The 25,424-nt window shown below is 64.4% G+C and carries 31 protein-coding genes; 16 read left to right on the top strand and 15 right to left on the bottom strand.

All coding sequences use genetic code 11. The features are described from left to right. Position 1: 1 nt before the first annotated feature. The 3 genes from purQ to purC all read right to left on the bottom strand — a co-directional run bounded on the left by purQ (position 2) and on the right by purC (position 1,773). The gene (gene purQ / locus EJ067_RS31615) at positions 2 to 670 is read right to left on the bottom strand and encodes a phosphoribosylformylglycinamidine synthase subunit PurQ (RefSeq protein WP_126089006.1); all 669 of its coding nucleotides are present in this window, start codon (positions 668 to 670) and stop codon (positions 2 to 4) included. Between the two features lie 2 nt (positions 671 to 672). After that, positions 673 to 912: a phosphoribosylformylglycinamidine synthase subunit PurS gene (purS, locus tag EJ067_RS31620; RefSeq protein WP_126089007.1), complete on the bottom strand. Its 240-nt coding sequence runs from the start codon at positions 910 to 912 to the stop codon at positions 673 to 675. A 66-nt stretch (positions 913 to 978) separates the two neighbouring features. Then, positions 979 to 1,773: a phosphoribosylaminoimidazolesuccinocarboxamide synthase gene (gene purC, locus EJ067_RS31625; RefSeq protein WP_059185109.1), complete on the bottom strand. Its 795-nt coding sequence runs from the start codon at positions 1,771 to 1,773 to the stop codon at positions 979 to 981. 276 nt (positions 1,774 to 2,049) lie between these two features. Between purC and EJ067_RS31630 the strand changes: the two genes are divergently transcribed. Together EJ067_RS31630 and EJ067_RS31635 are read left to right on the top strand one after the other, a co-directional pair. Then, positions 2,050 to 2,370, top strand: a complete 321-nt coding sequence (locus tag EJ067_RS31630) for a DUF1476 domain-containing protein (protein WP_126089008.1) — start codon at positions 2,050 to 2,052, stop codon at positions 2,368 to 2,370. Between the two features lie 219 nt (positions 2,371 to 2,589). Next, positions 2,590 to 3,363, top strand: a complete 774-nt coding sequence (locus EJ067_RS31635) for an HpcH/HpaI aldolase/citrate lyase family protein (RefSeq protein WP_126089009.1) — start codon at positions 2,590 to 2,592, stop codon at positions 3,361 to 3,363. 15 nt (positions 3,364 to 3,378) lie between these two features. Here the strand turns inward: EJ067_RS31635 and EJ067_RS31640 are convergent, their stop codons facing one another. After that, positions 3,379 to 3,936, bottom strand: a complete 558-nt coding sequence (locus EJ067_RS31640) for an alpha/beta hydrolase (RefSeq protein WP_126089010.1) — start codon at positions 3,934 to 3,936, stop codon at positions 3,379 to 3,381. Between the two features lie 195 nt (positions 3,937 to 4,131). On the opposite strand from EJ067_RS31640, the gene EJ067_RS31645 reads away from it, so the two are divergent. Next, complete coding sequence (locus tag EJ067_RS31645) at positions 4,132 to 4,944, top strand: VOC family protein (RefSeq protein WP_126089011.1); 813 nt, start codon at positions 4,132 to 4,134, stop codon at positions 4,942 to 4,944. Between the two features lie 50 nt (positions 4,945 to 4,994). Here the strand turns inward: EJ067_RS31645 and purB are convergent, their stop codons facing one another. Next, a complete protein-coding gene (gene purB, locus EJ067_RS31650; protein WP_126089012.1) occupies positions 4,995 to 6,302 on the bottom strand; it encodes an adenylosuccinate lyase in 1,308 nt (435 codons plus the stop codon). A 61-nt stretch (positions 6,303 to 6,363) separates the two neighbouring features. Then, on the bottom strand, positions 6,364 to 6,873 hold the full coding sequence (locus EJ067_RS31655; RefSeq protein ID WP_189510843.1) for a hypothetical protein: 510 nt from the start codon (positions 6,871 to 6,873) through the stop codon (positions 6,364 to 6,366). Positions 6,874 to 7,064: 191 nt separating this feature from the next. Here EJ067_RS31655 and EJ067_RS31660 point away from each other — a divergent pair, with 191 nt between their 5' ends. Next, positions 7,065 to 7,322, top strand: a complete 258-nt coding sequence (locus EJ067_RS31660; protein WP_126089013.1) for a DUF2171 domain-containing protein — start codon at positions 7,065 to 7,067, stop codon at positions 7,320 to 7,322. A gap of 3 nt (positions 7,323 to 7,325) precedes the next feature. On the opposite strand, the gene EJ067_RS31665 is transcribed toward EJ067_RS31660, so the two are convergent. Then, complete coding sequence (locus tag EJ067_RS31665; RefSeq protein WP_126089014.1) at positions 7,326 to 8,336, bottom strand: P1 family peptidase; 1,011 nt, start codon at positions 8,334 to 8,336, stop codon at positions 7,326 to 7,328. 2 nt (positions 8,337 to 8,338) lie between these two features. Next, a complete protein-coding gene (locus EJ067_RS31670; protein WP_126089015.1) occupies positions 8,339 to 9,400 on the bottom strand; it encodes a branched-chain amino acid ABC transporter substrate-binding protein in 1,062 nt (353 codons plus the stop codon). Positions 9,401 to 9,593: 193 nt separating this feature from the next. Between EJ067_RS31670 and EJ067_RS31675 the strand changes: the two genes are divergently transcribed. The 7 genes from EJ067_RS31675 to EJ067_RS31705 all read left to right on the top strand — a co-directional run bounded on the left by EJ067_RS31675 (position 9,594) and on the right by EJ067_RS31705 (position 15,971). Beyond that, complete coding sequence (locus EJ067_RS31675) at positions 9,594 to 10,088, top strand: flavin reductase (protein WP_126089016.1); 495 nt, start codon at positions 9,594 to 9,596, stop codon at positions 10,086 to 10,088. 29 nt (positions 10,089 to 10,117) lie between these two features. Continuing rightward, a complete protein-coding gene (locus EJ067_RS31680; protein ID WP_126089017.1) occupies positions 10,118 to 11,041 on the top strand; it encodes a MoxR family ATPase in 924 nt (307 codons plus the stop codon). A gap of 5 nt (positions 11,042 to 11,046) precedes the next feature. Then, positions 11,047 to 12,297: a VWA domain-containing protein gene (locus EJ067_RS31685; RefSeq protein WP_126089018.1), complete on the top strand. Its 1,251-nt coding sequence runs from the start codon at positions 11,047 to 11,049 to the stop codon at positions 12,295 to 12,297. Between the two features lie 82 nt (positions 12,298 to 12,379). Beyond that, on the top strand, positions 12,380 to 12,718 hold the full coding sequence (locus EJ067_RS31690) for an XdhC family protein (protein WP_126089019.1): 339 nt from the start codon (positions 12,380 to 12,382) through the stop codon (positions 12,716 to 12,718). Positions 12,719 to 12,724: 6 nt separating this feature from the next. Beyond that, positions 12,725 to 13,429, top strand: coding sequence for an XdhC family protein (locus EJ067_RS31695; RefSeq protein ID WP_126089020.1), 705 nt, complete (start codon positions 12,725 to 12,727; stop codon positions 13,427 to 13,429). After that, a complete protein-coding gene (locus tag EJ067_RS31700; RefSeq protein WP_126089021.1) occupies positions 13,426 to 15,048 on the top strand; it encodes a molybdopterin-binding/glycosyltransferase family 2 protein in 1,623 nt (540 codons plus the stop codon). Before EJ067_RS31695 ends, EJ067_RS31700 begins: the two co-directional genes overlap by 4 nt. 32 nt (positions 15,049 to 15,080) lie before the next feature. Further along, positions 15,081 to 15,971 (top strand): alpha/beta hydrolase, encoded by an 891-nt coding sequence (locus tag EJ067_RS31705; protein ID WP_126089022.1) that lies wholly within the window; start codon positions 15,081 to 15,083, stop codon positions 15,969 to 15,971. On the opposite strand, the gene EJ067_RS31710 is transcribed toward EJ067_RS31705, so the two are convergent. Continuing rightward, positions 15,972 to 17,021, bottom strand: a complete 1,050-nt coding sequence (locus EJ067_RS31710; protein ID WP_126089023.1) for a DUF1176 domain-containing protein — start codon at positions 17,019 to 17,021, stop codon at positions 15,972 to 15,974. A gap of 144 nt (positions 17,022 to 17,165) precedes the next feature. Between EJ067_RS31710 and EJ067_RS31715 the strand changes: the two genes are divergently transcribed. Beyond that, a complete protein-coding gene (locus EJ067_RS31715; protein WP_126089024.1) occupies positions 17,166 to 17,669 on the top strand; it encodes a DUF1993 family protein in 504 nt (167 codons plus the stop codon). Between the two features lie 42 nt (positions 17,670 to 17,711). On the opposite strand, the gene EJ067_RS34985 is transcribed toward EJ067_RS31715, so the two are convergent. Both EJ067_RS34985 and EJ067_RS34990 read right to left on the bottom strand, forming a co-directional pair. Next, positions 17,712 to 17,876: a DUF1127 domain-containing protein gene (locus tag EJ067_RS34985; protein WP_082954041.1), complete on the bottom strand. Its 165-nt coding sequence runs from the start codon at positions 17,874 to 17,876 to the stop codon at positions 17,712 to 17,714. A 31-nt stretch (positions 17,877 to 17,907) separates the two neighbouring features. Then, positions 17,908 to 18,168: a hypothetical protein gene (locus EJ067_RS34990; protein ID WP_126089025.1), complete on the bottom strand. Its 261-nt coding sequence runs from the start codon at positions 18,166 to 18,168 to the stop codon at positions 17,908 to 17,910. A gap of 101 nt (positions 18,169 to 18,269) precedes the next feature. Between EJ067_RS34990 and EJ067_RS31730 the strand changes: the two genes are divergently transcribed. The 4 genes from EJ067_RS31730 (at position 18,270) to EJ067_RS31745 (ending at position 21,870) form a co-directional block, all read left to right on the top strand. Further along, complete coding sequence (locus EJ067_RS31730; RefSeq protein WP_126089821.1) at positions 18,270 to 18,728, top strand: hypothetical protein; 459 nt, start codon at positions 18,270 to 18,272, stop codon at positions 18,726 to 18,728. Between the two features lie 117 nt (positions 18,729 to 18,845). Next, the gene (locus EJ067_RS31735) at positions 18,846 to 19,286 is read left to right on the top strand and encodes an SgcJ/EcaC family oxidoreductase (RefSeq protein WP_245468095.1); all 441 of its coding nucleotides are present in this window, start codon (positions 18,846 to 18,848) and stop codon (positions 19,284 to 19,286) included. Positions 19,287 to 19,495: 209 nt separating this feature from the next. Beyond that, positions 19,496 to 20,563: an aldo/keto reductase gene (locus tag EJ067_RS31740; RefSeq protein WP_126089027.1), complete on the top strand. Its 1,068-nt coding sequence runs from the start codon at positions 19,496 to 19,498 to the stop codon at positions 20,561 to 20,563. A 38-nt stretch (positions 20,564 to 20,601) separates the two neighbouring features. Further along, positions 20,602 to 21,870 (top strand): cysteine desulfurase-like protein, encoded by a 1,269-nt coding sequence (locus EJ067_RS31745; protein ID WP_126089028.1) that lies wholly within the window; start codon positions 20,602 to 20,604, stop codon positions 21,868 to 21,870. A gap of 63 nt (positions 21,871 to 21,933) precedes the next feature. Here the strand turns inward: EJ067_RS31745 and EJ067_RS31750 are convergent, their stop codons facing one another. From EJ067_RS31750 to EJ067_RS31765, 4 genes are read right to left on the bottom strand one after another with little or no spacing between them, the layout of a single operon-like run. Continuing rightward, positions 21,934 to 22,962, bottom strand: a complete 1,029-nt coding sequence (locus EJ067_RS31750; protein ID WP_126089029.1) for a histone deacetylase family protein — start codon at positions 22,960 to 22,962, stop codon at positions 21,934 to 21,936. After that, positions 22,959 to 23,474, bottom strand: a complete 516-nt coding sequence (locus EJ067_RS31755) for a GNAT family N-acetyltransferase (protein ID WP_126089030.1) — start codon at positions 23,472 to 23,474, stop codon at positions 22,959 to 22,961. The genes EJ067_RS31750 and EJ067_RS31755 overlap by 4 nt, the downstream gene beginning before the upstream one ends. A 3-nt stretch (positions 23,475 to 23,477) precedes the next feature. Then, complete coding sequence (locus EJ067_RS31760) at positions 23,478 to 23,987, bottom strand: DUF523 domain-containing protein (RefSeq protein ID WP_126089031.1); 510 nt, start codon at positions 23,985 to 23,987, stop codon at positions 23,478 to 23,480. Positions 23,988 to 24,041: 54 nt separating this feature from the next. Beyond that, complete coding sequence (locus EJ067_RS31765; RefSeq protein WP_126089032.1) at positions 24,042 to 25,424, bottom strand: aspartate aminotransferase family protein; 1,383 nt, start codon at positions 25,422 to 25,424, stop codon at positions 24,042 to 24,044.

Here is a 25,424-nt window from a genome sequence, read left to right on the forward strand (position 1 = left end):
ATCAAGCGGCGATGCCGAGCGCGCCTTCGAACAGCGCCCGGCCGTCGCTGCCGCCATGCGCCGCCTCGATCAGGTTCTCGGGATGCGGCATCAGGCCGAGCACATTGCCCTTTTCGCTGACAATGCCGGCGATGTCGTTGATCGAGCCGTTGGGATTGGTGCCTTCGGCGTAGCGGAACACCACCTGCCCTTCGCCCTCGAGGCGGGCAAGCGTGTCGGGATCGGCAAAATAGTTGCCGTCGTGGTGCGCGACCGGCGAACGGATGATCTGTCCGGGCTGGTAGCGGCGGGTGAACATGGTGTTGGCGTTGGCGATCTCGAGCTTCACCTGCCGGCAGACGAATTTGAGCGAGGAATTGCGCATCAGGGCGCCGGGCAGCAGGCCCGCCTCGACCAGGATCTGGAAGCCGTTGCAGACGCCGATGACCATGACGCCCTTGGCCGCCTTTTCCGCCACAGCCCGCATGACGGGCATGCGCGCCGCGATCGCGCCGCAGCGCAGATAGTCGCCGAAGGAGAAGCCGCCGGGAATGGCGATCAGGTCGACATCGGGGATTTCCGTGTCGGTCTGCCAGACGGTCGCCGGCGCCTGCCCGGAAATCTTGGTCAGCGCCGCGATCATGTCGCGGTCGCGGTTGAGGCCAGGCAGGAGGACGACGGCTGATTTCATTGTCAGGCGATCTCCACCGCGTAATTCTCGATCACAGTGTTCGCCAGAAGCTTGTCGCACATGGCCTTGAGGTCGGCTTCCGCCTTGGCCTTGTCGGTGCCGTCAAGCTCGATGTCGAAGACCTTGCCCTGGCGCACCTGGCCGACGCCGTCGAAGCCCAGACCCGAGAGCGCGTGCTCGATCGCCTTGCCTTGCGGGTCGAGAACGCCGTTCTTGAGGGTGACGGTGATGCGGGCTTTCATCGATACTCCTGGGTGATCGGTCGTGTGTGCGGCGGGCCTGCCTTTGCCGGCAGGCCGCCTGGGTAGTCAGTGCTTCGTGCCCTTCGACGGCTCGGAGGAGGCGACCAGCACCGGGCCGGTCGGGCGCGGCGGTTCGTTCTCGTTCATGATGCCGAGGCGGCGGGCGACTTCCTGATAGGCTTCGACCAGTCCGCCCATGTCGCGGCGGAAGCGGTCCTTGTCGAGCTTGTCCTGGGTTGCGACATCCCACAGGCGGCAGGAGTCAGGCGAGATCTCGTCGGCGACGACGATGCGCATCATGTCGCCCTCGAACAGGCGGCCGCATTCGATCTTGAAGTCGACGAGCTGGATGCCGACGCCAAGGAACAGGCCGGACAGGAAGTCGTTGACGCGGATGGCCAAAGCCATGATGTCGTCGATCTCCTGAGGGCTTGCCCAGCCGAAGGCGGTGATGTGCTCTTCCGACACCATCGGGTCGTCGAGCGCGTCGGCCTTGTAGTAGAACTCGATGATCGAGCGCGGCAGCACAGTGCCTTCCTCGATGCCGAGGCGCTTTGCCAGCGAGCCGGCGGCGACGTTGCGCACCACCACTTCGAGCGGGATGATCTCGACTTCCTTGATCAGCTGCTCGCGCATGTTGAGCCGGCGGATGAAATGGGTCGGGATGCCCATGCGATTGAGGTGGTTGAAGATGTGCTCGGAAATGCGGTTGTTGAGCACGCCCTTGCCGTCGACCACCTCGTGCTTCTTCTTGTTGAAGGCGGTGGCGTCATCCTTGAAGAACTGGATCAGCGTTCCCGGCTCGGGTCCTTCATAGAGGATCTTGGCCTTGCCTTCGTAAATGCGGCGGCGATTTTTCATCTGATTTTTTCTCTGGATTGGCGGGCAGGCGGCAAGCGACCAGTTCCTGTCCGTCTGCCTAAATTAGTTGCGGCGACGGTGGCGTTCAATGCCGGTGTCTATAGCAATCGTCATGTTTGCTCAATCGGCAAATCCTGCCGATCAACCGGTTTCGAGACCGAAATGCCGCAGCGCAGCATGCGACGTAGCATATTGACCGGCCCGCGGCCTTTTGGTTTGTGCTGGGTAAGCACACATATTCACCGCCAAGCGAATCGATTTGACCGGAGGGACGTCATGAGCAGCATGAAAGACCGCGAAGAAGGCTTCGAGCGCAAATTCGTTTTCGACGAGGAGCTTCGCTTCAAGGCCTCGGCGCGCCGCAACAGGGCGCTCGGCCTCTGGGCCGCCGAAAAGCTCGGCAAGACCGGCGCGGATGCCGAGGCCTATGCCAAGCAGGTGGTCGTCGCCGACATCGAGGAGGCCGGCGATCACGACGTCTTCCGCAAGATCCGTACGGATTTCGACGCGGCCGGCGTCAACCAGTCCGACCACCAGATCCGCCGCACCATGGACGAACTGATGGCGCAGGCGATCGAGGAGATCAAGAACACCTGAGCCTTTATGAGCATGATGTCGTCCGAAAACCGCATTACACTTTTCGGCATCATGCTCTATCTTTTTGTTTTTACGCAATTCCGGACGGAAAACCGTTACACACTTTTCCTGGAATTGCTCTGACTGGACCAATCGGCCGCCCGGCTCAGCCGGGCGGTTTTTCTTTGCCTTGCCGCCGTTTCCGGCCGAAACTGCGGATCGTTAACGAGGAAAGTTCCGATGTCGCTCAAGTCCCGCCTGGCCGCCGATGAAACGCTGTTTACCGCCTGGTCCGGGGTGCCGGACGCGCTGACGGTCGAAATCATCGCCAAGCAGGGTTTTGATGCCGTCACCCTCGACATGCAGCATGGCGGCCACCACGAGGACAGCGTGCTGCGCGGCCTGGTGCCCGTGCTTGCCGCCAACAAGCCGGCGCTGGTGCGCATCCCGGTCGGCCGCTTCGACATGGCGAGCCGGGCGCTCGATTTCGGCGCCGAGGCGGTGATTGCGCCGATGGTGAATTCGGTGGCCGATGCCAGGCAGTTCGCCGCCGCGATGAAATATCCGCCGACGGGCGAGCGTTCCTGGGGCCCGACCTATGCCTTTCCGCGCCACGGGAAGGGCGACCACGCCGAGTGGCTGCGCGACTCGAACCAGCGCACCATGGCCTTTGCCATGGTCGAGACGCGGGCGGCGTTCGAGGCGCTCGACGGCATCCTCGAGACGCCCGGCATCGACGGCATCTTCGTCGGCCCATCGGATTTCTCGATCGCCTGGTCGAACGGTACCACCGTCAATTCGACGCTGGAAAGCATGATGGAGACGGTGGCCTCGATCGCCGAGCGGACGCGCAAGGCGGGCAAGCATGCCGCGATCTACGTCATCGAGCCGGCCGTTGCCGGGCGCGTGGTGTCGATGGGCTACCGGCTGCTCGCCATGGGTTCGGACCACACGCTGATCTCGCTGGGCGCCAAGACGCTGCTGAAGAGCATGCGGGATTCCATCGGCTCCTGAGCGCGCCGACCGGCTTCAGGGTTCCTTCAGCTCCGTCAGGAACTTAGCGAAGGTCATCGAGCCTTCCGGCCACGGGCCGAACCCGGCATCGGCATTGAGATGGCCGGCCTCACCGGCATCGATGAACAGCGATCCCCAAGCGGCGGCAATGTCCTCGGCGACGTCGAAGGCGCAGAAAGGATCGTTGCGGCTGGCGATCACGATCGATGGGAAGGGCAGGGGCTCGCGAGAATAGGGGCCGAAGGTCATCAAATGCCTCGGCCTGATCTCCGGATTGGCGACATCCGGAGGCGCCACGAAAAAGGCTCCCGCGATCGGCTTCTGGAATTGCGGAATGGCCTGCACCGCCGCCGCCACGCCCAGCGAATGGGCGACGATCACCACCGGCCGTTCGGCCTCGTTGACGGATTTCGCCACGCTTGCCGTCCAGTCATCCCGCACTGGCTTAGACCATTCGGCCTGCTCGACACGGCGCGCCGTCGACAGCTTCGACTGCCAGCGGGTCTGCCAGTGCTCGGGGCCGGAATTGGTATAGCCCGGTATGATGAGGATATCTGCGTCCTTGACTTTCATGGCGCGGATGTAGCGAGCAGCCTTGTATCATGCAACCATGCCGATGGACGCTTCACATCACAATTGTGAACAACCTGTTCGATTCTTTCCGTCTTGTGTGAACGATCGCGATCGACGATCTGAGCAAGGAAAAGGAACGACTGATAAAGGCCGCGACTGCCGCTTGGCGAGATCCGCGCCCGAACGGAGAGTTGGATGAGCGAACTGCCTTTTGCCGCGACCACACCGGTCAGCGTCTCGCGCGTCGGCCTGAAGGCGCGCGACGCCGAAAACCTGGCCGCCTATTACCGCGCCGTTGTCGGCCTGCAGGAGTTGAGCCGCGCCGATGGCGCGATAACGCTTGGCGCCGCCAACCGTCCGCTGCTCGTGCTGGAGCAGGATGGCTCGGCAAAGCCTGATGATCCGCGCAGCGCCGGCCTGTTCCACACGGCCTTCCTGCTGCCGTCGCGCGCCGATCTCGGCCGCTGGATCAACCATGCAGCCGCCAACCGCATCGGCATCGAAGGCGCGTCCGACCACCTAGTCAGCGAGGCGCTCTATTTGACCGACCCCGAGGGCAACGGCATCGAGATCTATGCCGACCGACGTCCGCAGGAGTGGAAATGGAATGGCGACCGGATCGCCATGGCGACCGAGCGGCTGAACCTGCCCGCGGTCGTCGCCAGTGTCCCGGCCGGCGAGGCCGGCTGGCAGGGCGCGCCTGAAAACACCATTGTCGGCCACGTCCATCTGCGTGTCGGCCGTCCGGAAGACGCCGAGGCCTGGTGGCATGACGAGTTCGGTTTCGACACGGTCGCCAAATATGGCAGCCAGGCGGTGTTCCTGTCGTCCGGCCGCTACCACCACCATATCGGCGCCAACGCCTGGCACAGCGCCGGCGCCGGCCGCCGCGATCCTTCCCGCTCGGGTCTCGCCTGGGTTGAAATGCGCTCGGACAATGTGAAGGAAGAGGCGACCCGGGAAGACCCGTGGGGCACGGTGATCAGGTCGGTGCCCGGCAAGGCCTGATCGGGACGTGGCACAGATTCTTTGTCCCCGCATATGGGAAAAAGGAAAGCTCAGGGCCCGCCAAACACCCGCTTGAAGATCGTGTCGACATGCTTGGTATGGTAGCCGAGGTCGAATTTTTCACGGATTTCGGCCTCGGGGAGCGCCGCGGTCACTTCCTTATCGGCCAAGAGCTCCTCAAGGAAATCAGCGCCTTGTTCCCATACTTTCATGGCGTTGCGCTGCACCAGGCGGTAGGCGTCCTCGCGTGACACACCCGCCTGCGTCAGCGCCAGGAGCACGCGCTGCGAATGCACCAAGCCGTGGAACTTGTTCAAATTCTTCAGCATGTTCTCGGGGTAAACGAGCAGCTTGTCGACGACGCCGGTGAGGCGCGCCAGCGCGAAATCCAGCGTCACTGTCGCATCCGGGCCGATCATGCGCTCGACGGAGGAGTGCGAGATGTCGCGCTCGTGCCACAGCGCCACGTCCTCCATGGCCGGCATGGCGTAGGAGCGCACCATGCGGGCAAGGCCGGTAAGGTTTTCCGTCAGCACTGGGTTGCGCTTGTGCGGCATCGCCGACGAGCCCTTCTGCCCCGGCGAGAAATATTCTTCCGCTTCCAGCACCTCGGTGCGCTGCAGGTGGCGGATCTCGACAGCCAGGCGCTCGACCGACGAGGCGATCACGCCGAGCGTGGCGAAGAACATCGCGTGGCGGTCGCGCGGGATGACCTGCGTCGACACCGGCTCCGGCTTCAGTCCGAGCGCCTTGGCAACATGTTCCTCGACATAGGGGTCGATGTTGGCGAAGGTGCCGACCGCGCCCGAGATGGCACAGGTGGCAATGTCTTCGCGCGCGTGCAGCAGCCGTTCGCGGCAGCGCGAGAATTCGGCATAGGCCAGCGCCAGCTTGACACCGAAGGTGGTCGGCTCGGCATGGATGCCGTGGCTGCGGCCGATGGTGACGGTGTCCTTGTGCTCGAAGGCGCGGCGCTTCAGGGCGGCGAGCAGCGCGTCGATGTCGGCAAGCAGGATGTCGCTGGCGCGCGTCAATTGCACGGCAAGGCAGGTGTCGAGAACGTCCGACGAGGTCATGCCCTGGTGAATAAAGCGGGCGTCCGGTCCGACGAATTCAGCAAGATGGGTCAGGAAAGCAATCACATCGTGCTTAGTGACGCGCTCGATCTCGTCGATTTTGTCGACGTCGAATTTGGCGGCGCCGCCCCTTTCCCAGATGGTTTTCGCGGCCTCTTTCGGGATGACGCCAAGTTCGGCCAGCGCATCGCAGGCATGCGCCTCGATCTCGAACCAGATGCGGAACCGGGTTTCGGGCGACCAGATGGCGACCATTTCCGGCCGGGAATAGCGAGGGATCATCTGTTTCTCAGTCCTGCTGGAAGAAGCTTCGGCCGCGTCCTAACAGAGGCCGGCCCAATGCTCAACGCCGCTGGCGCGCAAACCAGATGCTGGTGGCGACGAGCGCCGCGAAGCCGAGCGGAAAATAGAGCCGCACGCCCAGGACGACGAACTGGTAGAGCGCCGTCAGCACGGTGAAGACGAACTCGAATGCCCAGGTCAGCGTGAAGGCCGGCGCGTGCCACTCGGCGTAGTAGGAGCGGTATTGCAGCGCGAACAGGCCGCCGGTGAAGGCGAGCGTCGCGCCGAGCAGGCAAATGAAAGCGGCAGCGAGCGCGGTTTCCCAGTGTCGGCCGCGCGATGCCAGCCTGGCGAGCGTCAGCCCGACCGGGAAGGCAAGCGCTCCGCCGAGCGCATAGAGCAGCACGACGAAGCGGATCCTGCCCGGCGTCTCCCAATGATAGAGATTGAGGAAGGCGCTGGCCGCCATCGCCAGGCCCCACAGCACGGCGCCGACAACAGCCTTGCCGGCCGGGCGCAGCGCATCGCGCAGCAGGTGCCGACGCGAGGAGGTTGACTGCAGCGGCGTCACGGTCACAAGGCCACGTTCCGCGGCGACTGGCGGTTCAGCTTGCGCGTCATTGGCAATGCGCTCTGTCTCATTGGCGTCATGCCTATCACAGCATGGTGAACGAGACGTGCTGCTCGATGCATCCAATCCGGCGCTCGTTTGTTATTGTGGACCCGTCCGATAAGGATGCGGCCACCCAACGGAGGACCAGCATGACCACTGACCTCAGCAAGATACGCGAGCATATGGAAGTGATCGGTGCCGATGGCGTCCATATCGGCACCGTCGACAGGGTCGACGGTGAGCGCATCAAGCTGACCAAGGCCGACAGCGGCATGGGCTCGCACAGGGGCCATCACCATTACATTCCGCTCAGCCTTGTCGCGGAAATCGACGGACAGAAGGTCTGGCTGTCGGCGAATTCGGATGTCGCGGTGACTTTCGAGGAAGAAAAGTCCGACCCGACGTGATCGTCAGCGAGACGACCAGACCGGAAACAGGTCGCCACCGGCGGGCGTTGCCGCATGGACGCCGCGGCTGATGGCGCGGGCCATGGTGGCGCCTGCGGCTGCATAGAGGTCGATCGCCGCGTCGGCGCTGAGCTCGATGCCGCTGCTGCCGGTCGCGAGCGCAAAGACCAGATCGCCGTCGGCCGGTGTGTGCGTCGGCCAGATGGCGCGGGCGAAACCGTCATGGGCCGAAATCGCCAGCCGCTTGGCGGCGGCTTTGGTCAGAACCGCGTCCGTGGCGACAATCGCAATCGTCGTGTTTCCGTCCTGCGCTCCGATGCGCCTGTCGCGGTATTTCAGCAAGATTTTCCCGGCTTCCTCCGGCATCGGGTCGGGATAGCCGAGGCCACCGAATTCGTCGCCGATCTCGAAGGGAGCGGCCCAGAAATGGCGGCTGCGGCCGACCGTCACCGAACCGGTCGGGTTGACGGCGGCGAGCGCGCCGATGGTGACGCCGCTGTCGAGCACCGTCGAGGCCGAGCCCAGCCCGCCCTTCAGACCGGACGTCAGTGCCCCGGTGCCGGCGCCGACCGTGCCGATCGGGAAGACGGCCGTTGCTGCCTGAACCGCCTCATAGCCAAGCTCGCGATAGGGTGGATAGCGGCCCCAATCCTTGTCGCCGCCATTGCGCAGGTCGAAGAGGATCGCCGCCGGCACGATCGGCACGCGGAAGCCGCCGACCTCGACGCCGATGTTTTTCTCCCGCAGCGCCGCCTGGACGCCGGACGCGGCATCGAGGCCGAAGGCCGAGCCGCCGGACAGCACGACGGCGTGGATGGCCTCGATCGAGTTCTGCGGCTCGAGCAGGTCGGTCTCGCGCGTGCCCGGCGCGCCGCCCAGCACCTGGACCCCGGCCACCGCCGGCTCTTCGCAGAGCACCACCGTGACGCCGGATTTCAGCCTGGCGTCGTCCGCATTGCCGACGCTGAGGCCGGCGACGTCGGTGATCAGGTTGCGTGGCCCGGTGCGGAACATCACTATTCCTCCAGCGGCACGAAATGCGTGCCGTCGAAGCGGAAGGTGCGGAAGGGGTTCCGGCTGAGATCGCCTTTTTCGTCGAAATGGATCGGACCGATCGCAGTCGCGAAGTCGTGTCCGATCAGAGCCTCTGCGAGCGGCTTGCCGGAGCTTTCGGCGTCCGCCGTTGCCGCCTTGGCGATCTCGACCGCCGCGTACGCCGGCAAGGTGTAGCCGTCGGTCACGATGTTCCTTTCGCTGAACGCCTGCATGACCTTGGGATCGGCGACTTCCGCCCACTCCGGCAGCGCGACCATCAGCGTGCCGACCGCATAGGGCACATCGCCGGGCGGCGTGCGCAACGTCTCGCCGCCGGCGAAAGTGATGCCGGCGTTGAGCTGCGCGGCATCGCGCCCCATGACGGCGATATCGTCGCCGTCGCCGCCGGCAAACACTTTTGTCGCGCCGGCTTTCTTCAGCCGTCCGATCAATCCGATCTGGTTGTCGAGCTGCGGCCGGAAGGTATCGACAAAGACCGGTTTCAGCGCCGCCTGCTCGGCGGCCGCGCGAAAAGTTTCGGCGATCTCGCGGCCATAGATGGTGCCGTCATCGATAACGGCGAACAATTCGTTCTGCCAAAGCCGGGTGAGGATTGCGGCCACCGCATTGCGCTCGTCGTCGCCGCGCGGCCCAAGCCGGTAGATCGGCCAGCCGGTCTTGGCGCGGCGATCGGTCAGGCTCTCGGTGCGCACGCCGATCGTGACGACCGGAATGTTGGCGTCCTTCAGGACCGGGAGTGCCGCCTCGATCGCTTCGGTGCAGAGAAAGCCGACGACGATATTGACCTTGGCGTCCACGAATTGCCTGGCGGCCGCCGCGCCGCCGTCGGCCGTGCAGGCATCATCAACGGTTTTGACCGCGACGCCCTGGGCCTCGGCCGCCAGCCCGGTCCCGGCCTCGACCTGCTTGCCCAGGATCGCCGACGGCCCGGACAGCGGCGCGGCGACGCCAACCAGCGTCTCGGCATGGACGCTCGCGGCCAGCCAAAGCAGCGCGGCAAAAGTCGTCGTGAGAAGGCGCATTCGGGCGAAGAGGTCCTCCGTGCCGGGAGTATGGTTCCGGCACTATTCCAGCAAAGACCTAAAGGCTGGCTAATCCCGGTGCAACACGCGAATTTCAGGATAGCGGTCAAGCACTTCGCCCATGCCAGGCAACTTGTGGCATGCAATATGTAGCCATATATAACGGACTTGGTTTTGACAGGTGGATGAGCGGGTGCTGAAGATCAACGATATCGGGCCGCAACACTATCGCGATGCGATGGCGCATTTCGCCGGCCATGTGCATGTGGTGACGACGGACGGCCCCGCCGGGAGACGGGGGGCGACGGTGATTGCCGCCTGCTCGGTTTCTGACACGCCGCCCACCGTTCTGGTCTGCCTCAACCGCGAAAATCAGAAGAACGAAGCCTTCATCAAGAACGGCAACTTTGCGCTGAACACGCTCGCCTCGGATCAGGAGGCGCTTTCGGCGGGCTTTTCCGGCATGACCGGCCTGCCGTCGGAAGAGCGCTTTGCGCTTGGTGAATGGGATGTGATCTCGACCGGAGCGCCGACGCTGAAAGGCGCGCTCGCCGTGTTCGATTGCCAGATCATCGACGCCAAGGATCTTGCCACCCATCGTGTGCTTTTTGGCAAGGTGACAGGCCTGCGCATCGGCGATAATTTGCGGCCGCTCATCTACCACAACCGCGGCTACCACGTTCTGTGAAGCGGGCGCGCGGTATCCACGGAGACAAGATGACCGCGCCGCGGCCCGCGCCGAAGTCGATCGACGAGACGCTCGATCTCCTGACCGGCGCGGACTATGTCGCGGATCGCTCGCTGGCGACGGTGCTGTTTTTGTCGCTGCGCATGAAGCGGCCGCTGTTCCTCGAAGGCGAGGCGGGCGTCGGCAAGACCGAGATCGCCAAGGTGCTGGCCGATGCGCTCGGCCGCCGGCTGATCCGCCTGCAATGCTATGAAGGGCTCGACGTCTCCTCCGCCGTCTACGAGTGGAACTACGCGGCTCAGATGATCGAGATCCGCATGGAGGAGGCGGCCGGCAAGGTCGTGCGCTCCGACATGGAGCGCAACGTTTTTTCCGAAAAATACCTGATCCGCCGGCCGGTGCTCGACGCGCTGACCGGCAAGGCGGGGGCGGCGCCGGTCTTCCTTATCGACGAGCTCGACCGCACCGACGAGGCCTTCGAGGCCTTCCTGCTCGAGATCCTGTCGGACTTCCAGGTGACAGTTCCGGAACTCGGCACGATCAAGGCCGAAGAGCCGCCGATCGTCATCATCACAACCAATCGCACGCGCGAGATCCATGACGCGCTGAAGCGGCGCTGCCTCTATCACTGGGTCGACTATCCGAGCGCCGAGCGAGAGCTGGAGATCGTGCGCCGCAAGGTGCCGCAGGCGAACAGCCGGCTTTCGGCCGAGGTGGTCTCCTTCATCCAGAAGCTGCGCCAGATCGAGCTGTTCAAGGCGCCCGGCGTTGCCGAAACCATCGACTGGGCCGGCGCGCTCACGGAACTCGACAAGGTGGCGCTCGACCCGGAAACCGTGTCCGACACGATCGGCGTGCTTCTGAAATACCAGGACGACATTGCCCGCATCGGCGAGGGCGAAGGCCGGCGTATCCTCAATGAGGTGAAGGCCGAGCTTTCGGCCGCGGAGTAGGCGCCATGCCATCGCCACGCGCGGAACCCAGAGAGGCAACGGCGGAGGGGCGCATCGCCGACAACATCGTCTATTTCGCGCGGGCGCTGCGCAAGGCCGGCATGCGTGTCGGACCGGCCTCGGTCAAGGACGCCATCGAGGCGGTGCTCGCGGCCGGCATCGGCTCGCGCGACGATTTCTACTGGACGCTGCATGCGGTGCTGGTCTCGCGGCATGAAGATCATCCTGTCTTCGACGAAGCCTTCCGTCTGTTCTGGAAGTCGCGCGAGCTGATCGAGAAACTGCTGGCGATGTTTTCGCCTGTCGCCCCCGACGATCGCGAAAAGCAGAAGCCGCGGGCGGCCGAGAACCGCGTCAGCCAGGCGATGTTCGAGGGCCATCGGAAGAACCAGCCGGTGCGGGAAGTACCGGAGATCGAGGTCGATGCGCGCTTCAGCTTCTCGGGCAACGAGGTGCTGCGCGGCAAGGATTTCGCCCAAATGGATGCGGTCGAACTGGCCGACGCCAGGAAGGCGATCGCGGCCTTGCGGCTGCCGTTCGATCTGGTGCGCACGCGCCGCTTCAAGCCGGATGCGCAAGGGCGGCGCATCGATCCGCGCGCCATGATGCGGTCCGCCGCGCGCACCGGCGGCGCGCTGATCCTGCCGAAATTCCGCTCTGCCCGCGAAGTGCATCCGCCGCTGGTCGTGCTTGCCGACATTTCCGGCTCGATGAGCCAGTACACGCGCATCTTCCTCCACTTCCTGCACGCGCTGACGGACAAGCGCCGGCGCGTGCATGCCTTCGTCTTCGGCACGCGGCTGACGAACCTGAGCCGCCAGATGCGCCACCGCGATCCCGACGAGGCGCTGGCCGAATGCTCGACAGCCGTGAAGGACTGGTCCGGCGGCACCCGCATCGGCGACGCGCTCGGCGAATTCAACCGGCTGTGGTCGCGCCGCGTGCTCGGGCAGGGCGCCGTGGTGCTTTTGATCACCGATGGGCTGGAGCGCGACGAGGTCAACGGCCTGGCGGAGGAGATGGAGCGGCTGCATAAATCCTGCCGGCGGCTGATCTGGCTCAATCCGCTTCTGCGCTTCGACGGGTTCGAGCCGCGCGCCCGCGGCGTAAAGGCGATGCTGCCGCATGTCGACGAGTTTCGCGCCGTGCACAATCTCGATGCGCTGGCCGATCTTTGTGCTTCGCTCGACCGGCAGCCGGCGGCCGCGGTCGATCCGCGCCGCTGGCTGCAAACTGGCGGAAGACGCGCGGCGTAGCCATATGTTCGTTGGGGAAAGCCAATGTTTCCTCAGGGAAAACTGGGGTTCCCTTGAAAAGCAGACTCTGTGAGAAGCGACGATGGACGACAGCATCTATCTCGATGAGGCCCGCGATCCTCTGATCATCGCGGAAGGCTGGATGAAGGACGGCAAGGATGTCGCCATCGCAACCGTGGTCGAGACCTGGGGTTCGGCGCCGCGGCCGGTCGGCAGCCATCTGGTCATCGACGCCGAAGGGAATTTCCACGGTTCGGTTTCCGGCGGCTGTGTCGAGGGCGCCGTGGTGACAGAGGCGATCGATGTCATCGACAGCGGCAAGGCCAGGATGCTGGAGTTCGGCGTCGCCGACGAAACCGCCTGGCAGGTGGGGCTGTCCTGCGGCGGCCGCATCAAGGTCTATGTCGAGCGGTTAGGTTGATTACGGATGGATCCGTATGTTCTCAAAACATTGAATGAGCACCGCCGCGCCCGGCGCGCGGCTGTGCTGGTCACCGATCTCGGCGACGGCCGAGACCGCATCGTGCGCGAGGGCGATCAGGTTGCGGGTGATCTCGGTGCAGCGATCGCCAGTGCGTTCCGCACCGGCAACTCCGGATCGGTGGAGGCGGAGGGACGGACCTTCTTCCTCAACGCGCATCTGCCCCGCCCGCGTCTGGTTGTGATCGGCGCGGTTCACATCAGCCAGGCACTGGCGCCTATGGCCAGGATCGCCGGCTATCCGGTCGAGATCATCGACCCGCGCACGGCCTTCGCCACGCCGGAACGCTTCCCGGATGTGGCGCTGCATGCGGAATGGCCGGAGGACGTGCTGGAGCGCGAACCGCTCGACAATTATACGGCGCTTGCCGCCGTCACCCACGATCCGAAGATCGACGATTTCGCGCTGAAGGCAGCGCTCGATGCCGGGTGCTTCTATGTCGGGGCGCTCGGCAGCCGCAAAACCCACGCCAAGCGGGTCGAGCGCCTGCTGGCGCTGGGCGCGAGCGCCGACCAGATCGCCCGCATCCATGCGCCGATCGGTCTCGACATCGGCGCCGCCAGCCCGGCTGAAATCGCCGTCGCCGTGCTGGCGCAGACCATCCACGCGTTTCGCTCTCGTGGCCTCGAAAGCAAAGGCGCCGTGGCGTGAAATTCGGTCCGGTTCCGGTCGATGAGGCAGAAGGCGCGGTGCTGGCGCATGCGACGGCGGCCGGCGAGCGGCGGTTGCGCAAGGCGCATCGGCTGAGCGGCGAGGATGTTGCGGCGCTGAAGGCAGCCGGCATCAGCGAAGTCGTGGTGGCTGTCCTGGCCCCCGACGACCTCGGCGAGGATGCCGCGGCCGAAAAGATCGCGTTGAGCATGGCACATCGCAACGTCGAGACGAAGCCCGCGGCAACCGGGCGCGTGAACCTGCATGCCGAAACCGCGGGCGTCTTCACCGTCGACGCAAAAATGATCGACGCCATCAATGCCGTCGATCCGGCCATCACCATCGCCACGCTGGCGCAGCACGCGCCTGTCGAGAAGGGCCAGATGGTGGCGACGGTCAAGATCATCCCGTTTGGCGTCGCCGCGAGCCTGGTCGATGCAGTGGCCAAAATCTGCGCCGGCGGCGAGATATTTGCCGTCAATGCCTATCGTCCGGTCAATGTCGGCGTCATCCAGACGACGCTGCCCGGCGTGAAGCAGAGCGTGCTCGACAAGACGCTGCGCGTCACCGAGGCGCGGCTGGCGCGGTCCGGCGCCCGGCTGACGGCGGAGCGGCGCTCGCCGCATGACGTGACGCCCGTCGCGGAAGCAGCAAGCGCGCTGGCCCGCGACAACGATATGGTGGTGATCTTCGGCGCCTCGGCGTTGGCCGACTTCGCCGATGTCATCCCCGCCGCGATCGAGAAGGCTGGCGGCAAAGTCATCCGAGCCGGCATGCCGGTCGATCCCGGCAATCTCCTGGTGCTTGGCACGCTCGACGGCAAGCGCGTGATCGGCGCGCCCGGCTGTGCCCGCAGCCCGAAGGAGAATGGTTTCGACTGGGTGCTGGACCGGCTGATCGCTGGGCTCGATGTGACGGCACGCGACATTGCCGGCATGGGCGTCGGGGGCCTGCTGATGGAAATCCCGTCCAGGCCGCAGCCACGCGAGCCGCTGCCGGCGCCGCAGCCGGCAAGATCGCAGCCTCGGGTCGACATCGTGCTTCTCGCCGCCGGCCGCTCCAGCCGGATGGGTGGACCGAACAAGCTCCTGGCGTTGTTCGAGGGCACGCCGCTGGTGCGCCGAACCGCCGAGCGGGCGCTGGGGTCGAAAGCCGCCAGCACCATCGTGGTCACCGGACATCAGCGCGAGCGCGTCGGCTCCGCGCTCTCCGGCCTCGATGTGAGGCTCGCCGACAATCCGGACTTCGCCGACGGGTTGGCTTCGTCGCTGAAGGCGGGCATCGCGCGGGTCGCGCCCGACGCCGCCGGCGCCATGATCTTGCTCGGCGACATGCCTGGCGTTTCCTCGAAGGATCTCGACAGCCTGATCGATGCGTTCCGAAGGTCGGGCGGCCGCGCCGTGGTGCGCGCCGCGCATCTCGGCAAACGCGGCAACCCGGTGCTGCTGCCGCGGGCGCTGTTTGCCGCCGTCGCGCATCTCGAGGGCGACACCGGCGCGCGGCATCTGGTCGAGGCCGGGGGACTCGACGTCATCGATGTCGAGATCGGACAGGGCGCCTCGATCGACGTCGACACGCGCGAGGCGCTGGAAGGGGCGGGCGGCGTGCTGCAGGATTGACAAACCGAAGTCGAATTCCGCATGGCTTCGGAATGTCTTTGCGCTTCCGATTTTTCCCCGCACTGCTGGCCGCGTCGGCTTTTTTCCTCTCGGCGACAGAGGGACAGGCGCTGGAGCTCAAACCCTTCAAGGATGATCTCTTCGCCTATCCCGCGACGCTGTCGAGCGGCGACAACGGCGCCTACACGGTCCTCGACTATCGCGAGATGCGCGACATCAACCAGCGCGACGAGGTGCCGGAAAGGCGTGTGCATGCGCAGTTTACCGATCCCGGCGTGCGCAAGGTGCAGCAGGATCTGATGTTGAAAACCGATGCCGGCGATGTCAGGCATGTCGCCGTCGGCAAGGCGGAAGGGGCCGCCGTCATCGTGCTTTACCTGCACGGGCAGGGAGGCAGCCGCAAGCAGGGCGTCGACGACTTCACCTTCGGCGGCAATTTCAACCGCCTCAAGAATCTGATGGCCGGCAATGGCGGCCTCTATCTTTCACCGGACTTTCCCGACTTCGGCGACAAGGGCGCCGCGCAAGTGGCGGCGCTGATCGATCACTATGCCGAGACTTCCCCCGGCGCCAAGATCTTCGTCGCCTGCGGCTCGATGGGCGGCATCCTTTGCTGGAAGCTGGCCGACCGCAAGGATACCGGCGGCCGCATCGACGGGCTGCTGCTGCTCGGCTCGCTGTGGGACGAAAGCTTTTTGACCAGCCCCGCCTTCAAGCGCCGCGTGCCGGTGTTTTTCGGCCAGGGCAGCCATGACGTGGTGTTTGCCGTGGAGAAGCAGGAAGCCTTCTTCCGCTCGATCCTCGCCAAATCGAAAGCCTATCCGACCCGCTTCGTGCGTTTCGAGACCGGCACGCACGGCACGCCGATCCGCATGGTCGACTGGCGCGGCACGCTGAACTGGATGCTGAGCAAGGCGCCTTGATCAAGGCGGGGTGTTGTAGTCCAGGACGGTCTCTGGATTGATCTCGCCGTCATAGGACGCATCGACGTCGTATTGCACCAGCGAGAAATTGCCGTTGCGGAACAGATAGGTGCCGGCCGACGTCGCGTCGCCGACGCCGCGCCATTTGTTCATCGAGGTGATCGTCTTGGTCTTGTCGTCATATTCGGAATTGACCAGCTGGTCGTCGGTCTGGAAGCCGACGATGTGGATGCCCTCGACCTTGCCTTCGCTATTGTTGTTCTCGTAGCGGATGTCGAGCTCCGGCGAGGCAAACTGCAATTGGCGGACACCGGAAACATCGTCATAGATGTAATAGACCGCGCTTTCATTGTAGGCGGCCATCGAGCAGAAGAACCGGAAGAGCCGCGTCTCGCGCTCCGGCTGGTCGGCTGCGGCGTCCTTGTCCTTGTAGCGAATGGAGTAGGCGTCCGGCTCGCCGACCGGTTTGCCTTCCGGATTCTCCTTGTCGCAGTGATCGCCGTAGGTGGCGAGGAAGGCCTTCCTGGCCTGTTCCAGCGCTTCGTCCTTCTTCGGCGGCGGCGGGCCGTCGCCGCAGCTGGCCGGCACGGCATCTTCGAAATCCGAGGTCGACGGCTTCAGCGCGCCCTTGTCGATAAAGATCGGCTGGAACGGCGGTTCCTGGACCTGCGCATTGACCTGACGAAGCGTGTAGCACCCGGCAAAGACTTGTGCTTCGCCCTTCTTGTCGGTCGCCTGGATGGCGACAGGAACGCTGTAGTAGATGCTGCCGGCGGCACCCTCGTCCGATACGGCGCCGGTTTTCACATCCACCGAGTCGGTGCCGTCATAGCCTTTGACGAATGCTGCAAAATCCTTTGCCGGCTTTGTATCTCCGTAGTACCCCCAGGCGCGAGCGAATTCATGGCGGTTGATGGCGCTGTAGAGCGAGCGGACGAGCGCTTCTGCGCTGGACCGGTCGTCGATATACGGTGCTTCGGCGGCGAGTGCGGACTGGCCGATGCCGGCAAGGGAGAGCAAGGCAGTCGCTGCGAGAAGGACACATCTCATCGGGAATCTCCGCTCGATAACGAAAATACTACCACGGCGATTGCGGCGTCGCAGTGACGCGGGGGCAGGACAGCTTGAAGAATCGAAGGCGGAGGCGCTAGTTCACGGCTCGCGGCGCTCAGGCCGCCTGGGGAGATTACTCACGTGACCATATCCATGTACGACATTTCCGTGGCTGTCTTTTCAGCCAGGCTGAAGGCGCTGGCCAGCGTGCTGTCGCTGGCCGAACAGAACGCGGCCGACCGCAAGATCGACCCGCAGGTGTTCCTGACCGCCAGGCTCGCGCCCGACATGTTCGCCTTGACCCGGCAGGTGCAGATCGCCACCGATCACGCCAAGGGCGCGCCGTCGCGGCTCGCCGGCCGCGAAGTGCCGAAATACGAGGACAATGAGTCGAGCTTCGAAGAGCTGCACGCCCGAATCGCCAAGACGCTCGATCATCTGGCGACGTTCTCGGCCGCCGATCTGGACGGGTCGGAGGCGCGGACGATCGAGCTCAGGCTTGCCGGGCGTGAGGTTTCGCTGAGCGGACTGCAATATCTGCTCAACGCCGCCATGCCGAATTTCTACTTCCACGTCACCACGGCCTACGACATCCTGCGGCACAATGGTGTGCCGCTGGGCAAGGCGACGTTCCTGGGACGCTGAAGGCCAAGAGGTTTCCCCGAGCCGGGGAAACCTCTTTCATTGTCAGCGTATCGACATCTCGCGGGCGATACGCGGAAAATCGGCCGGCTTGATGCCGATATCGGCGCGGTCGGCATTGCTCATCGCATTCAGAAGCGCGAGCGCCGAGCGGTAACGCTGTTGTTCCTGCGGCCTTGGCCGCGCAAACATTTCGGTGAAGAACCCCATAATCCCAGGCCCCTGATTTGTCCTCCACAGGTCAAGAATATAGGTGATTTGTTACGATTGTGCAGTGCAGCAATTGCATGGCAGCCATGCCCGGCGAGTTTTTTTCCGCCACAATCGATTTTTTTTGAAACTTTTGCGGAAGCTCGATCGTACGCCCCCATGCTGGCACATGGCCGGCTTTTCCTCGCCACTCCTGGCGACCTTGCCGGGCTGCTCCAAAATGCGGCCCGGCTTTTTGTTTTCCGGTCGGCATTTGGAGCTGAATGCCCGCAATTGTTAACGTTGCCGGCATTCATTTTTAACGACAGCGATCTATGGTCGGCGGCGACAATAAATGCCGTCGCGACAGGGGAGGCCGAGATCGGCACCGGGAGCAAGCTCGATTTCGCTTCGTTGCTCGACGAGCTGATCATCGCCTCGGAGAGGGGCGAGGACGGCAGCGCCCGGCCCTCTATCCCGTTCGACTATCTTTCGGTGGCGGACGAGCTTCACTCCGGTCGCATCAAGGTTGCCGGTGAAAGCGTTGCCGCCGAATACCGTGAGGCCGGCGCCGACCTTGCCGCCGAGTTCGCCGCGCTTCTCGACCAGGCCAAGCTGACGCTCGCAGGCGAGGAGCATCGGCCGGAGGAAAAGCTGCCGCCGATCGATCCCGAATCGATTGCCGGCGAGCTCGGCCTCGACCGCCCCGGCAAGAATGCCGATTTCGGCCGCATGCGGCGCAACTTCGCCTTCGCCAACCACCCGGACCGTGTCGCGCCGCATCTGCGCCAACGGGCGATGATCCGAATGCAGGTGGCCAACATGCTGATCGACGAGGCAAAGCGGCGGGCACTGGCCGGCGCCCGTCGCTAGAGCAACCTATGCAAAAGTCGGCGGCCGGGCAGTGTCTCAGTTTGAATTCCCGCGGGGCTTGACGCGGCTGTCGCGCCGGCTGTCGAACTCCTATATGCATACCGGAAAGCATGGAGGATGTTTGTCTTGAGATCGACGGTCAGCAAAGCCGAGGATGCCGCGACTGCCTTTGCCGATGCCTGGAACCGGCACGATATGGGTGACCTCGCGGCGCTGTTCTCCGAAGATGCCAATTTCGTCAATGTCGTAGGCATGTGGTGGAAGAGCCGTAGCGAGATCGAAGGGGCGCACCGCGCGACCCATGAAACCATGTTTCGTGAAAGCCGATTGGACGGTGACGTCTCCTCCGTTGTTGAGCTGGCTCCCGATCTAAGATCCGTCCACTATACCTGGACACTGACCGGCGCATCTGCACCGGACGGCTCACCCGCCGGAACCCGGCAGGGGATCCTGCTTCTGATCGTGAAGAAAGAACAATCGGGCTGGCAAATAAAGGTGGCTCAGAACACGGATATTGTTCCGGGCATGATTGCTCCGCCTTCAAGCGCAAAGAGATAGTCACGCCAACCGGACCTGAAGGCCAAAGCCGCGCCTCGCCGACGCGTTCGGCAAAAGGCGTCCGCGTCAGGCGCATCGCTACCGGCGAGGAAGCCGTAGATTCAAACTGAGACCGGGGGCGATAGGGCTTGGAGAAGCTCCGGCCTGTGCTTTATGCTTGAACTTCCTCCCCGCGCAGCCCGCGCGAAACCTCCCGCCGGAGACATTCCATGCAAAAACGCCGCCTCGGTCGGACCGACCTCCTTGTTTCGCGAATCTGCCTGGGCTCGATGACCTGGGGCCAGCAGAACAGCGAGGCCGAAGGCCATGCGCAGATGGACCTAGCCTTTTCACGCGGGGTCAATTTCATCGACACTGCCGAGCTCTACTCGATCCCGCCCAAGGCGGAGACGCAAGGGCGGACCGAGAGGATCATCGGCAGCTGGATGAAGGCGAAGGGAAACCGCGACAAGGTCGTGATCGCCTCGAAAGTGGTCGGCCGCACCGCCAACACCTGGTTCCGCGGCGACCGGCCATCCAAGCTGGTGCGTGCCGACATCTTCGATGCGATCGAGAAGTCGCTGGCCAAGCTCGGCACGGACTACATTGATCTCTATCAGATCCATTGGCCGGATCGGGACATCCCATGGGGATCGAACCCGACGCGCGTCGGCACGGCAGCCCGGCGCGCCGACGCCGACGGCGCCCCGGCGGGCGAGACGCCGATCGCCGAAACGCTCGCCGTCTTCGAGGAACTGGTGAAAGCCGGCAAGATCCGCCATCTCGGCCTGTCGAACGAAAGCTCGTGGGGCGTGATGCGGTTCCTCGCCGAGTCCGACAACGGCATCGGCCCGCGCGTCGCTTCGCTGCAGAACGCCTACAATCTGGTCAACCGCACCTTCGAGGTGAACCTGGCCGAGGTCTGTGAGCGAGAGCAGGTTGCCTTCCTTCCATATTCGCCGTTGGCGCAAGGCTATCTGACCGGCAAATACGACCATGGCGCTCGGCCGCCAGGCTCGCGCTCGCAGCTCTTCAATCGCGGCCAGCGCTACGAGACGCCGAACGCGGCGGAAGCGCTGCTCGAATACAATAGGCTGGCGCGCTCCTTCGGCATGGAACCGGCGCTCTTCGCCAACGCCTATGTGTCGAGCCGGCCGTTCGTGACCGCAAACATCGTCGGCGCCACCAGCGTCGCGCAGCTCGATATGGCGCTGTCCTCGGCCGAGGTCTCCTGGACCAACGAGATGCAGAAGGCCGTCGACGCCATCCACCAGCGCGTCGGCAACCCATGCCCCTGACCGGCAAATCATAAAGCAACGACAAAGGGATGGAGACGATGGCGAACTTTCCGATCGAGGCTGTGCGCGGCAAATTCCCGGCGCTCTCGCTGACGGACAAAGGCCGCCGCCGCATCTACCTCGACAATCCGGCCGGCACGCAGGTGCCGCAAGCGGTGGCCGATGCGGTGTCGCGCTGCCTGCTCGCGACCAATGCCAATCTCGGCGGCTTCTTCGAAACGACGGTCGCGGCACAGCGGGTGGTCGATGAGGCTCACGCGGCGATGGCCGATTTTCTCGGCGCGGCAAGCGTCGAGGAAATCATCATCGGCGCCAACATGACGACGCTGACCTATCACATGTCGCGCACGCTCGGCCGGACGATGAAGCCCGGCGACGAGATCATCGTCACCCGCATGGATCATGAGGGCAATGTTTCGCCCTGGCTGCAGCTTGCCGAAGACCTTGGCCTCGTCGTGCGCTTCCTGCCGTTCGACGAAAAGAGCTGGCAGCTCGAGGAAGCGGCCCTGCGGGCGCTGCTTTCGGAAAAGGCGCGGCTTGTGGCGCTGAATTACGCCTCGAACCTGACTGGCTCGATCAACCGCGTGCAGGCGCTTACGGCGATCGCCAAGCAGGCCGGCGCATTGGTCTATGTCGATGCCGTGCAGTTCGCGCCGCACGGGTTGATCGACGTGCAGGCGCTCGGCTGCGATTTCCTGGTCTGCTCCGCCTACAAGTTCTTCGGGCCGCATATGGGCATATTGTGGGGCCGCCGCGGCGTCATTGACGGGCTGAAACCCTACAAATGCCGCTGCTCGTCCAACGGCCTGCCGGAACGGTTCGAACTCGGCACGCCGCAGATCGAGCTGATGGCCGGATTGACCGCTGCCGTCGACTATTTCGCCGATCTCGGCGCTGCGGCCGGCGAGGGCGGCTCGCGCCGGCAGCGGGTCGCGAAAGCCTTCGAAGTGTCGATCGCTTATGAAAACGCGCTGGCCCGGCGGTTGATCGAAGGCCTGTCGGACATCAAAGGCCTGACTATTCGCGGCATCACCGATCCGGAGCGCCTCGGCGAGCGCGTGCCGACAGTCTCTTTCACGGTCGAAGGCATCGCGCCGGAAACGATCGTGCGGCAGATGAATGCCGAAAACATCTTTGTGTGGTCGGGACACAACTACGCATGGGAGATTGTCCACCAGCTCGGCATCCCGCCGGAGCAGGGCGTCGTGCGCATCGGCATCGCGCACTACAACACGGCGGCCGAGATCGACGAGACGCTGGAGAGCGTGCATCGCGTGATCGCGATGCTGAGGCAGCAGCGCGCCTGAGGGTTGTTCGTTTTTACGCAATTCCGGACGGAAAACCGCTTCACACTTTTCCTGGAATTGCTTCTAGCGCTGCTTACCGCCGAAGCCGGTCAGGAAAGCGGTGAGGTTGTCGCCCAGCGCATCGCAAAGATAGCCGCCTTCCTGGACGATGACCGTCGGCAGGCCCAGCCCGGCGATCGCCTCGCCGATACGCGAGAAGCCAGGCGTCGTCACCGACAGGCCGCCGAACGGGTCGCCTTCGAAGGCGTCGAGACCGAGCGCCACCACCAGCGCCTCCGGCGCGAAGGCGCGGATGCGCCGGAAGGCGGACGCCAGCGCTTCGAGGAACGCCGCGTCGCCGGATTTGCGCGGCAGCGGCAGGTTGAGGTTGTAGCCGAGGCCGGGGCCTTCGCCGCGCTCGTCGGCATGGCCCCAGAAGAAGGGATAGAAGCGTGTCGGATCGGCATGCAGAGAGACGGTCAGCACGTCGGGCCTGGCGTAGAAAATCCCTTGCGTGCCGTTGCCGTGATGCAGGTCGACATCGAGGATTGCGACGCGCGCGGCGCTCTTTCTCAGAACCTGCGCCGCGACCGCCGAATTGTTGATGAAGCAGAAGCCGCCGGCAACGTCGGCGAAGGCGTGGTGGCCGGGCGGGCGGCAGAGCGCATAGACCGAAGGCGCGCCGCCGATCAGCGCCTCGGCGGCCTCCACCGCGCTCCAGGCGCTCCACAGCGCGCTGTTCCAGGTTTCGGCCGAGATCGGGCAGGCGGTATCGGCCATGTGATAGCCGGCCTGGCCGACCGCCGAGGCCGGATAGGAGCCGCCACGCGCAATCGGGTGGATGTTGGGAATGACTTCCGCCGAGGCGCCTTCGATGCGCTGCCAGCGCGCGAAGATGTGCTCGAGGAAGTCGAGATATTCTGGTGAGTGCACGGCAGCGATCGGCCCGAGGCCATGATCCTTCGGCCGTTCAACCGTCAAGCCCGCCGCTCTTGCGCCGGCTAACAGTCTCTCGACGCGTTCCGGCTTTTCCGGGTTGGGTTGGGGTGCGCCGCTGGAGAGGAAGGCCTTCGGGTCGTGGCGCTTCTGTTCCTCGGCATAGAAGGCTTTCATCGTTCTTCCTCCGGCGCGTCGGCAAAGGCGAAGAAGGCCTCGCCGACGATCTTCTGCACCTGCTCGTAGCTCGACCAGGCAATGCCGAGCTTTTCATAGAAGGCCTTGGCGGTCTCGTTGTCGGTGTCGACGGAGAGCCTCAAGTAGACGCCGCCGGCCGCACGGCATTCCTTCGCGACGCGCCGCAGCAGCTTTTCACCGATGCGGCGGCCGCGAAAGCGATCCTCGACATAGAGGTCCTGCACGAAGACGCCCGGACGGCCCATCCAGGTCGAGAAGATCGGGAAATGCAGGCAGAGCCCGGCGAACTCGCCGCCGACCTCGGCGATGAGCGTCGAAAAGGCAGGGTTGGCGCCGAAGCCGTAGCGGCGCAGGTCATCGGGCGTCGAGGTGACTTCCTGGTGCGCGCCGATATGGGCGCCGAGGCGCAGCAAGGCGGCATGGATGGTCTCGACATCGTTGACGGTGCCGGAACGGATGATAGTGTCGGCGGGTCGGGTGTCCTGCCGCATCGATCAAGCCCCAGGGCCGGCAGGATCCGCGCCGGTCAAAAGATCATCAAGCTCGCCGATCCTGTCTTCCGAGAAGACACGAATGCCGTTTTCTTCGAGCAACGCGGTGGTTGTGCCATGGCCCGCAAGGCGCTTTCCTAAGAAACTCCCGTCATAGATAAAGCTGCTGCCGCAGGATGGGCTGCCGTCCGTCAGTACGGCGTAGCGGCATCCTGTTTCGCGCGCGAGATCGAGGGCGAGCTGCGCGGCTTCACGGTAAAGGTCGGTTACATCGTTGCCTGTTTGCTCGATAACTCGCCCCTGACCTTGCAGAACGCCATGACCGTCGCCTCCACCTTGAATTTCGGCCGGAGGGCGCGGCGTGGAGAAACCGGCGGCAACCTCGGGGCAGATCTGCACGATCCGGCCTTCCAATTGCCACCGAGCAAGGATGGGATGATCGTCAAGTCGAAACGAACCGTTGTAACGTACCTTGCTGCCCAGCAGGCAGGCCGAGACAAGCACCCTTTCCATATCGGCTCCTTTGCCGCGTATTGCTGCTCCGAACAACAGAACGCTCCCGGTCCGTCAGCCTTCCACCGGCAGGTCGAGCTCCGCGGCGAGCGCTTCCAAAGAGTCGCCGAGGATTGCCATGATCTCACCGATCTGGTCGCGCGTGACAATCATCGGCGGCGCCACCATGAAATTGTCGCCGTCGACGCCGCCCTTGACCTTGCGGCCGTAGATGATCAGGCCGCGCGCATAGGCGAGGTCGAGCAGGCGCTGGGTCGCCTTGCGGGCCGGGTCGATCGGTTTCAGTGTTTCTGGATCAGCGACCATTTCTACGCCAAGGAGCAATCCCTTGCCGCGCACGTCGGCCATGAACGGAAAGCGTTTCGCCAATCCTCTCAGTTCTTCGATCAGCACATCGCCCATGGCGGCGGCGTTGGCGATAAGGTCAAGCCGGTCCATCTCGCTAAGCACGGCAAGGCCGGCGGCGCAGGCGAGCGGGTTGCCGGCATAGGTGTGGCCGTGCTGGAAGCCGCCGGAGACGAGCAGCGGCTCGACCAGCCGCATGGGTGCCGCCAGCGCGCCGAGCGGCGCGTAGCCCGAGCCCAGCCCTTTCGAGAGCGCGACGATGTCGGGCCTGCAGTTCCAATGGTCGCCGCCGAGGAACCTGCCGGTGCGGCCGGCGCCGCTCATCACCTCGTCATGGATGAGCAGGATGCCGTAGCGGTCGCAGATTTCGCGGATGCGCGGATAGTAGCTGTCGGGCGCGACAAGGGCTGCCGTCGCGGCGCCGCCCACCGGCTCGATGATGAAGGCGAGAACGCTCTCCGGCCCTTCGGCCTGGATCTTTTCCTCCAGCATGTCGGCATAACGGATGCCGCGCTGCTCCATCGAAAGGTTGTCGCGGTCGCGCCAGGCGGTTGGCGCCGGGATCGTCGGCATCGCCTGCATCATCGGAAGGAAAGTTTCGGCCAGCGCATCGTCGCCGGTGACGGCAAGCGAGCCGAGCGTGCCGCCATGATAAGAGGGGAAGCGGGCAATCACCTTCCAACGCTTGGGCTGGCCGGTGGCGACCGCCCATTGCCGGGCGAGCTTGATGCAGGACTCCGTCGCTTCCGAGCCGCCCGAGACGAAGAAGATGCGATCCATGCCGGACGGCAGCTTGTCGGCGAGCTCCCGCGCCAGTTCTTCCGCCGGCTCGTTTTCGAAGTGCAGCCGATAGGCAAAGGTGGCCTTGTCCATCTGCCGCTTCATGGCGTCGAGCACATTGCGGTTGGAATGGCCGATATTGGCGACCATCGGCCCGCTCGAGCCGTCGATGAAGCGGCGGCCGTCCTTGGTCCAGAAATAGATGCCCTCGGCCCGGTCGACGAGCGGCCGGCGCAGGCTGGAGAGATAGAACAGATGCGATGGCGGCCGCGCATCGGCGTCGGGCGAGGGTTGAACGGACGGCTTCGACAT

The sequence above is a fragment of the Mesorhizobium sp. M1D.F.Ca.ET.043.01.1.1 genome (genome assembly GCF_003952385.1).
GTDB lineage: Bacteria > Pseudomonadota > Alphaproteobacteria > Rhizobiales > Rhizobiaceae > Mesorhizobium.

Coding starts and splice junctions, on each gene's coding strand:
- EJ067_RS31665 (WP_126089014.1), bottom strand. CDS start 8,336: ATGTTCCGCACCGGGCCACGCAACCTGATCACCGACGTCGCCGGCCTC.
- EJ067_RS31755 (WP_126089030.1), bottom strand. CDS start 23,474: ATGCGGCAGGACACCCGACCCGCCGACACTATCATCCGTTCCGGCACC.
- EJ067_RS31735 (WP_245468095.1), top strand. CDS start 18,846: ATGTTTGTCTTGAGATCGACGGTCAGCAAAGCCGAGGATGCCGCGACT.
- EJ067_RS31685 (WP_126089018.1), top strand. CDS start 11,047: ATGCCATCGCCACGCGCGGAACCCAGAGAGGCAACGGCGGAGGGGCGC.
- EJ067_RS31640 (WP_126089010.1), bottom strand. CDS start 3,936: ATGAAAGTCAAGGACGCAGATATCCTCATCATACCGGGCTATACCAAT.
- EJ067_RS31695 (WP_126089020.1), top strand. CDS start 12,725: ATGGATCCGTATGTTCTCAAAACATTGAATGAGCACCGCCGCGCCCGG.
- EJ067_RS34985 (WP_082954041.1), bottom strand. CDS start 17,876: ATGGGGTTCTTCACCGAAATGTTTGCGCGGCCAAGGCCGCAGGAACAA.
- purB (WP_126089012.1), bottom strand. CDS start 6,302: ATGATCCCTCGCTATTCCCGGCCGGAAATGGTCGCCATCTGGTCGCCC.
- purC (WP_059185109.1), bottom strand. CDS start 1,773: ATGAAAAATCGCCGCCGCATTTACGAAGGCAAGGCCAAGATCCTCTAT.
- EJ067_RS31680 (WP_126089017.1), top strand. CDS start 10,118: ATGACCGCGCCGCGGCCCGCGCCGAAGTCGATCGACGAGACGCTCGAT.
- EJ067_RS31750 (WP_126089029.1), bottom strand. CDS start 22,962: ATGAAAGCCTTCTATGCCGAGGAACAGAAGCGCCACGACCCGAAGGCC.
- EJ067_RS31690 (WP_126089019.1), top strand. CDS start 12,380: ATGGACGACAGCATCTATCTCGATGAGGCCCGCGATCCTCTGATCATC.
- EJ067_RS34990 (WP_126089025.1), bottom strand. CDS start 18,168: ATGCCGGCAACGTTAACAATTGCGGGCATTCAGCTCCAAATGCCGACC.
- EJ067_RS31670 (WP_126089015.1), bottom strand. CDS start 9,400: ATGCGCCTTCTCACGACGACTTTTGCCGCGCTGCTTTGGCTGGCCGCG.
- purS (WP_126089007.1), bottom strand. CDS start 912: ATGAAAGCCCGCATCACCGTCACCCTCAAGAACGGCGTTCTCGACCCG.
- EJ067_RS31760 (WP_126089031.1), bottom strand. CDS start 23,987: ATGGAAAGGGTGCTTGTCTCGGCCTGCCTGCTGGGCAGCAAGGTACGT.
- EJ067_RS31745 (WP_126089028.1), top strand. CDS start 20,602: ATGGCGAACTTTCCGATCGAGGCTGTGCGCGGCAAATTCCCGGCGCTC.
- EJ067_RS31765 (WP_126089032.1), bottom strand. CDS start 25,424: ATGTCGAAGCCGTCCGTTCAACCCTCGCCCGACGCCGATGCGCGGCCG.
- EJ067_RS31660 (WP_126089013.1), top strand. CDS start 7,065: ATGACCACTGACCTCAGCAAGATACGCGAGCATATGGAAGTGATCGGT.
- purQ (WP_126089006.1), bottom strand. CDS start 670: ATGAAATCAGCCGTCGTCCTCCTGCCTGGCCTCAACCGCGACCGCGAC.
- EJ067_RS31630 (WP_126089008.1), top strand. CDS start 2,050: ATGAGCAGCATGAAAGACCGCGAAGAAGGCTTCGAGCGCAAATTCGTT.
- EJ067_RS31705 (WP_126089022.1), top strand. CDS start 15,081: ATGTCTTTGCGCTTCCGATTTTTCCCCGCACTGCTGGCCGCGTCGGCT.
- EJ067_RS31645 (WP_126089011.1), top strand. CDS start 4,132: ATGAGCGAACTGCCTTTTGCCGCGACCACACCGGTCAGCGTCTCGCGC.
- EJ067_RS31710 (WP_126089023.1), bottom strand. CDS start 17,021: ATGAGATGTGTCCTTCTCGCAGCGACTGCCTTGCTCTCCCTTGCCGGC.
- EJ067_RS31740 (WP_126089027.1), top strand. CDS start 19,496: ATGCAAAAACGCCGCCTCGGTCGGACCGACCTCCTTGTTTCGCGAATC.
- EJ067_RS31635 (WP_126089009.1), top strand. CDS start 2,590: ATGTCGCTCAAGTCCCGCCTGGCCGCCGATGAAACGCTGTTTACCGCC.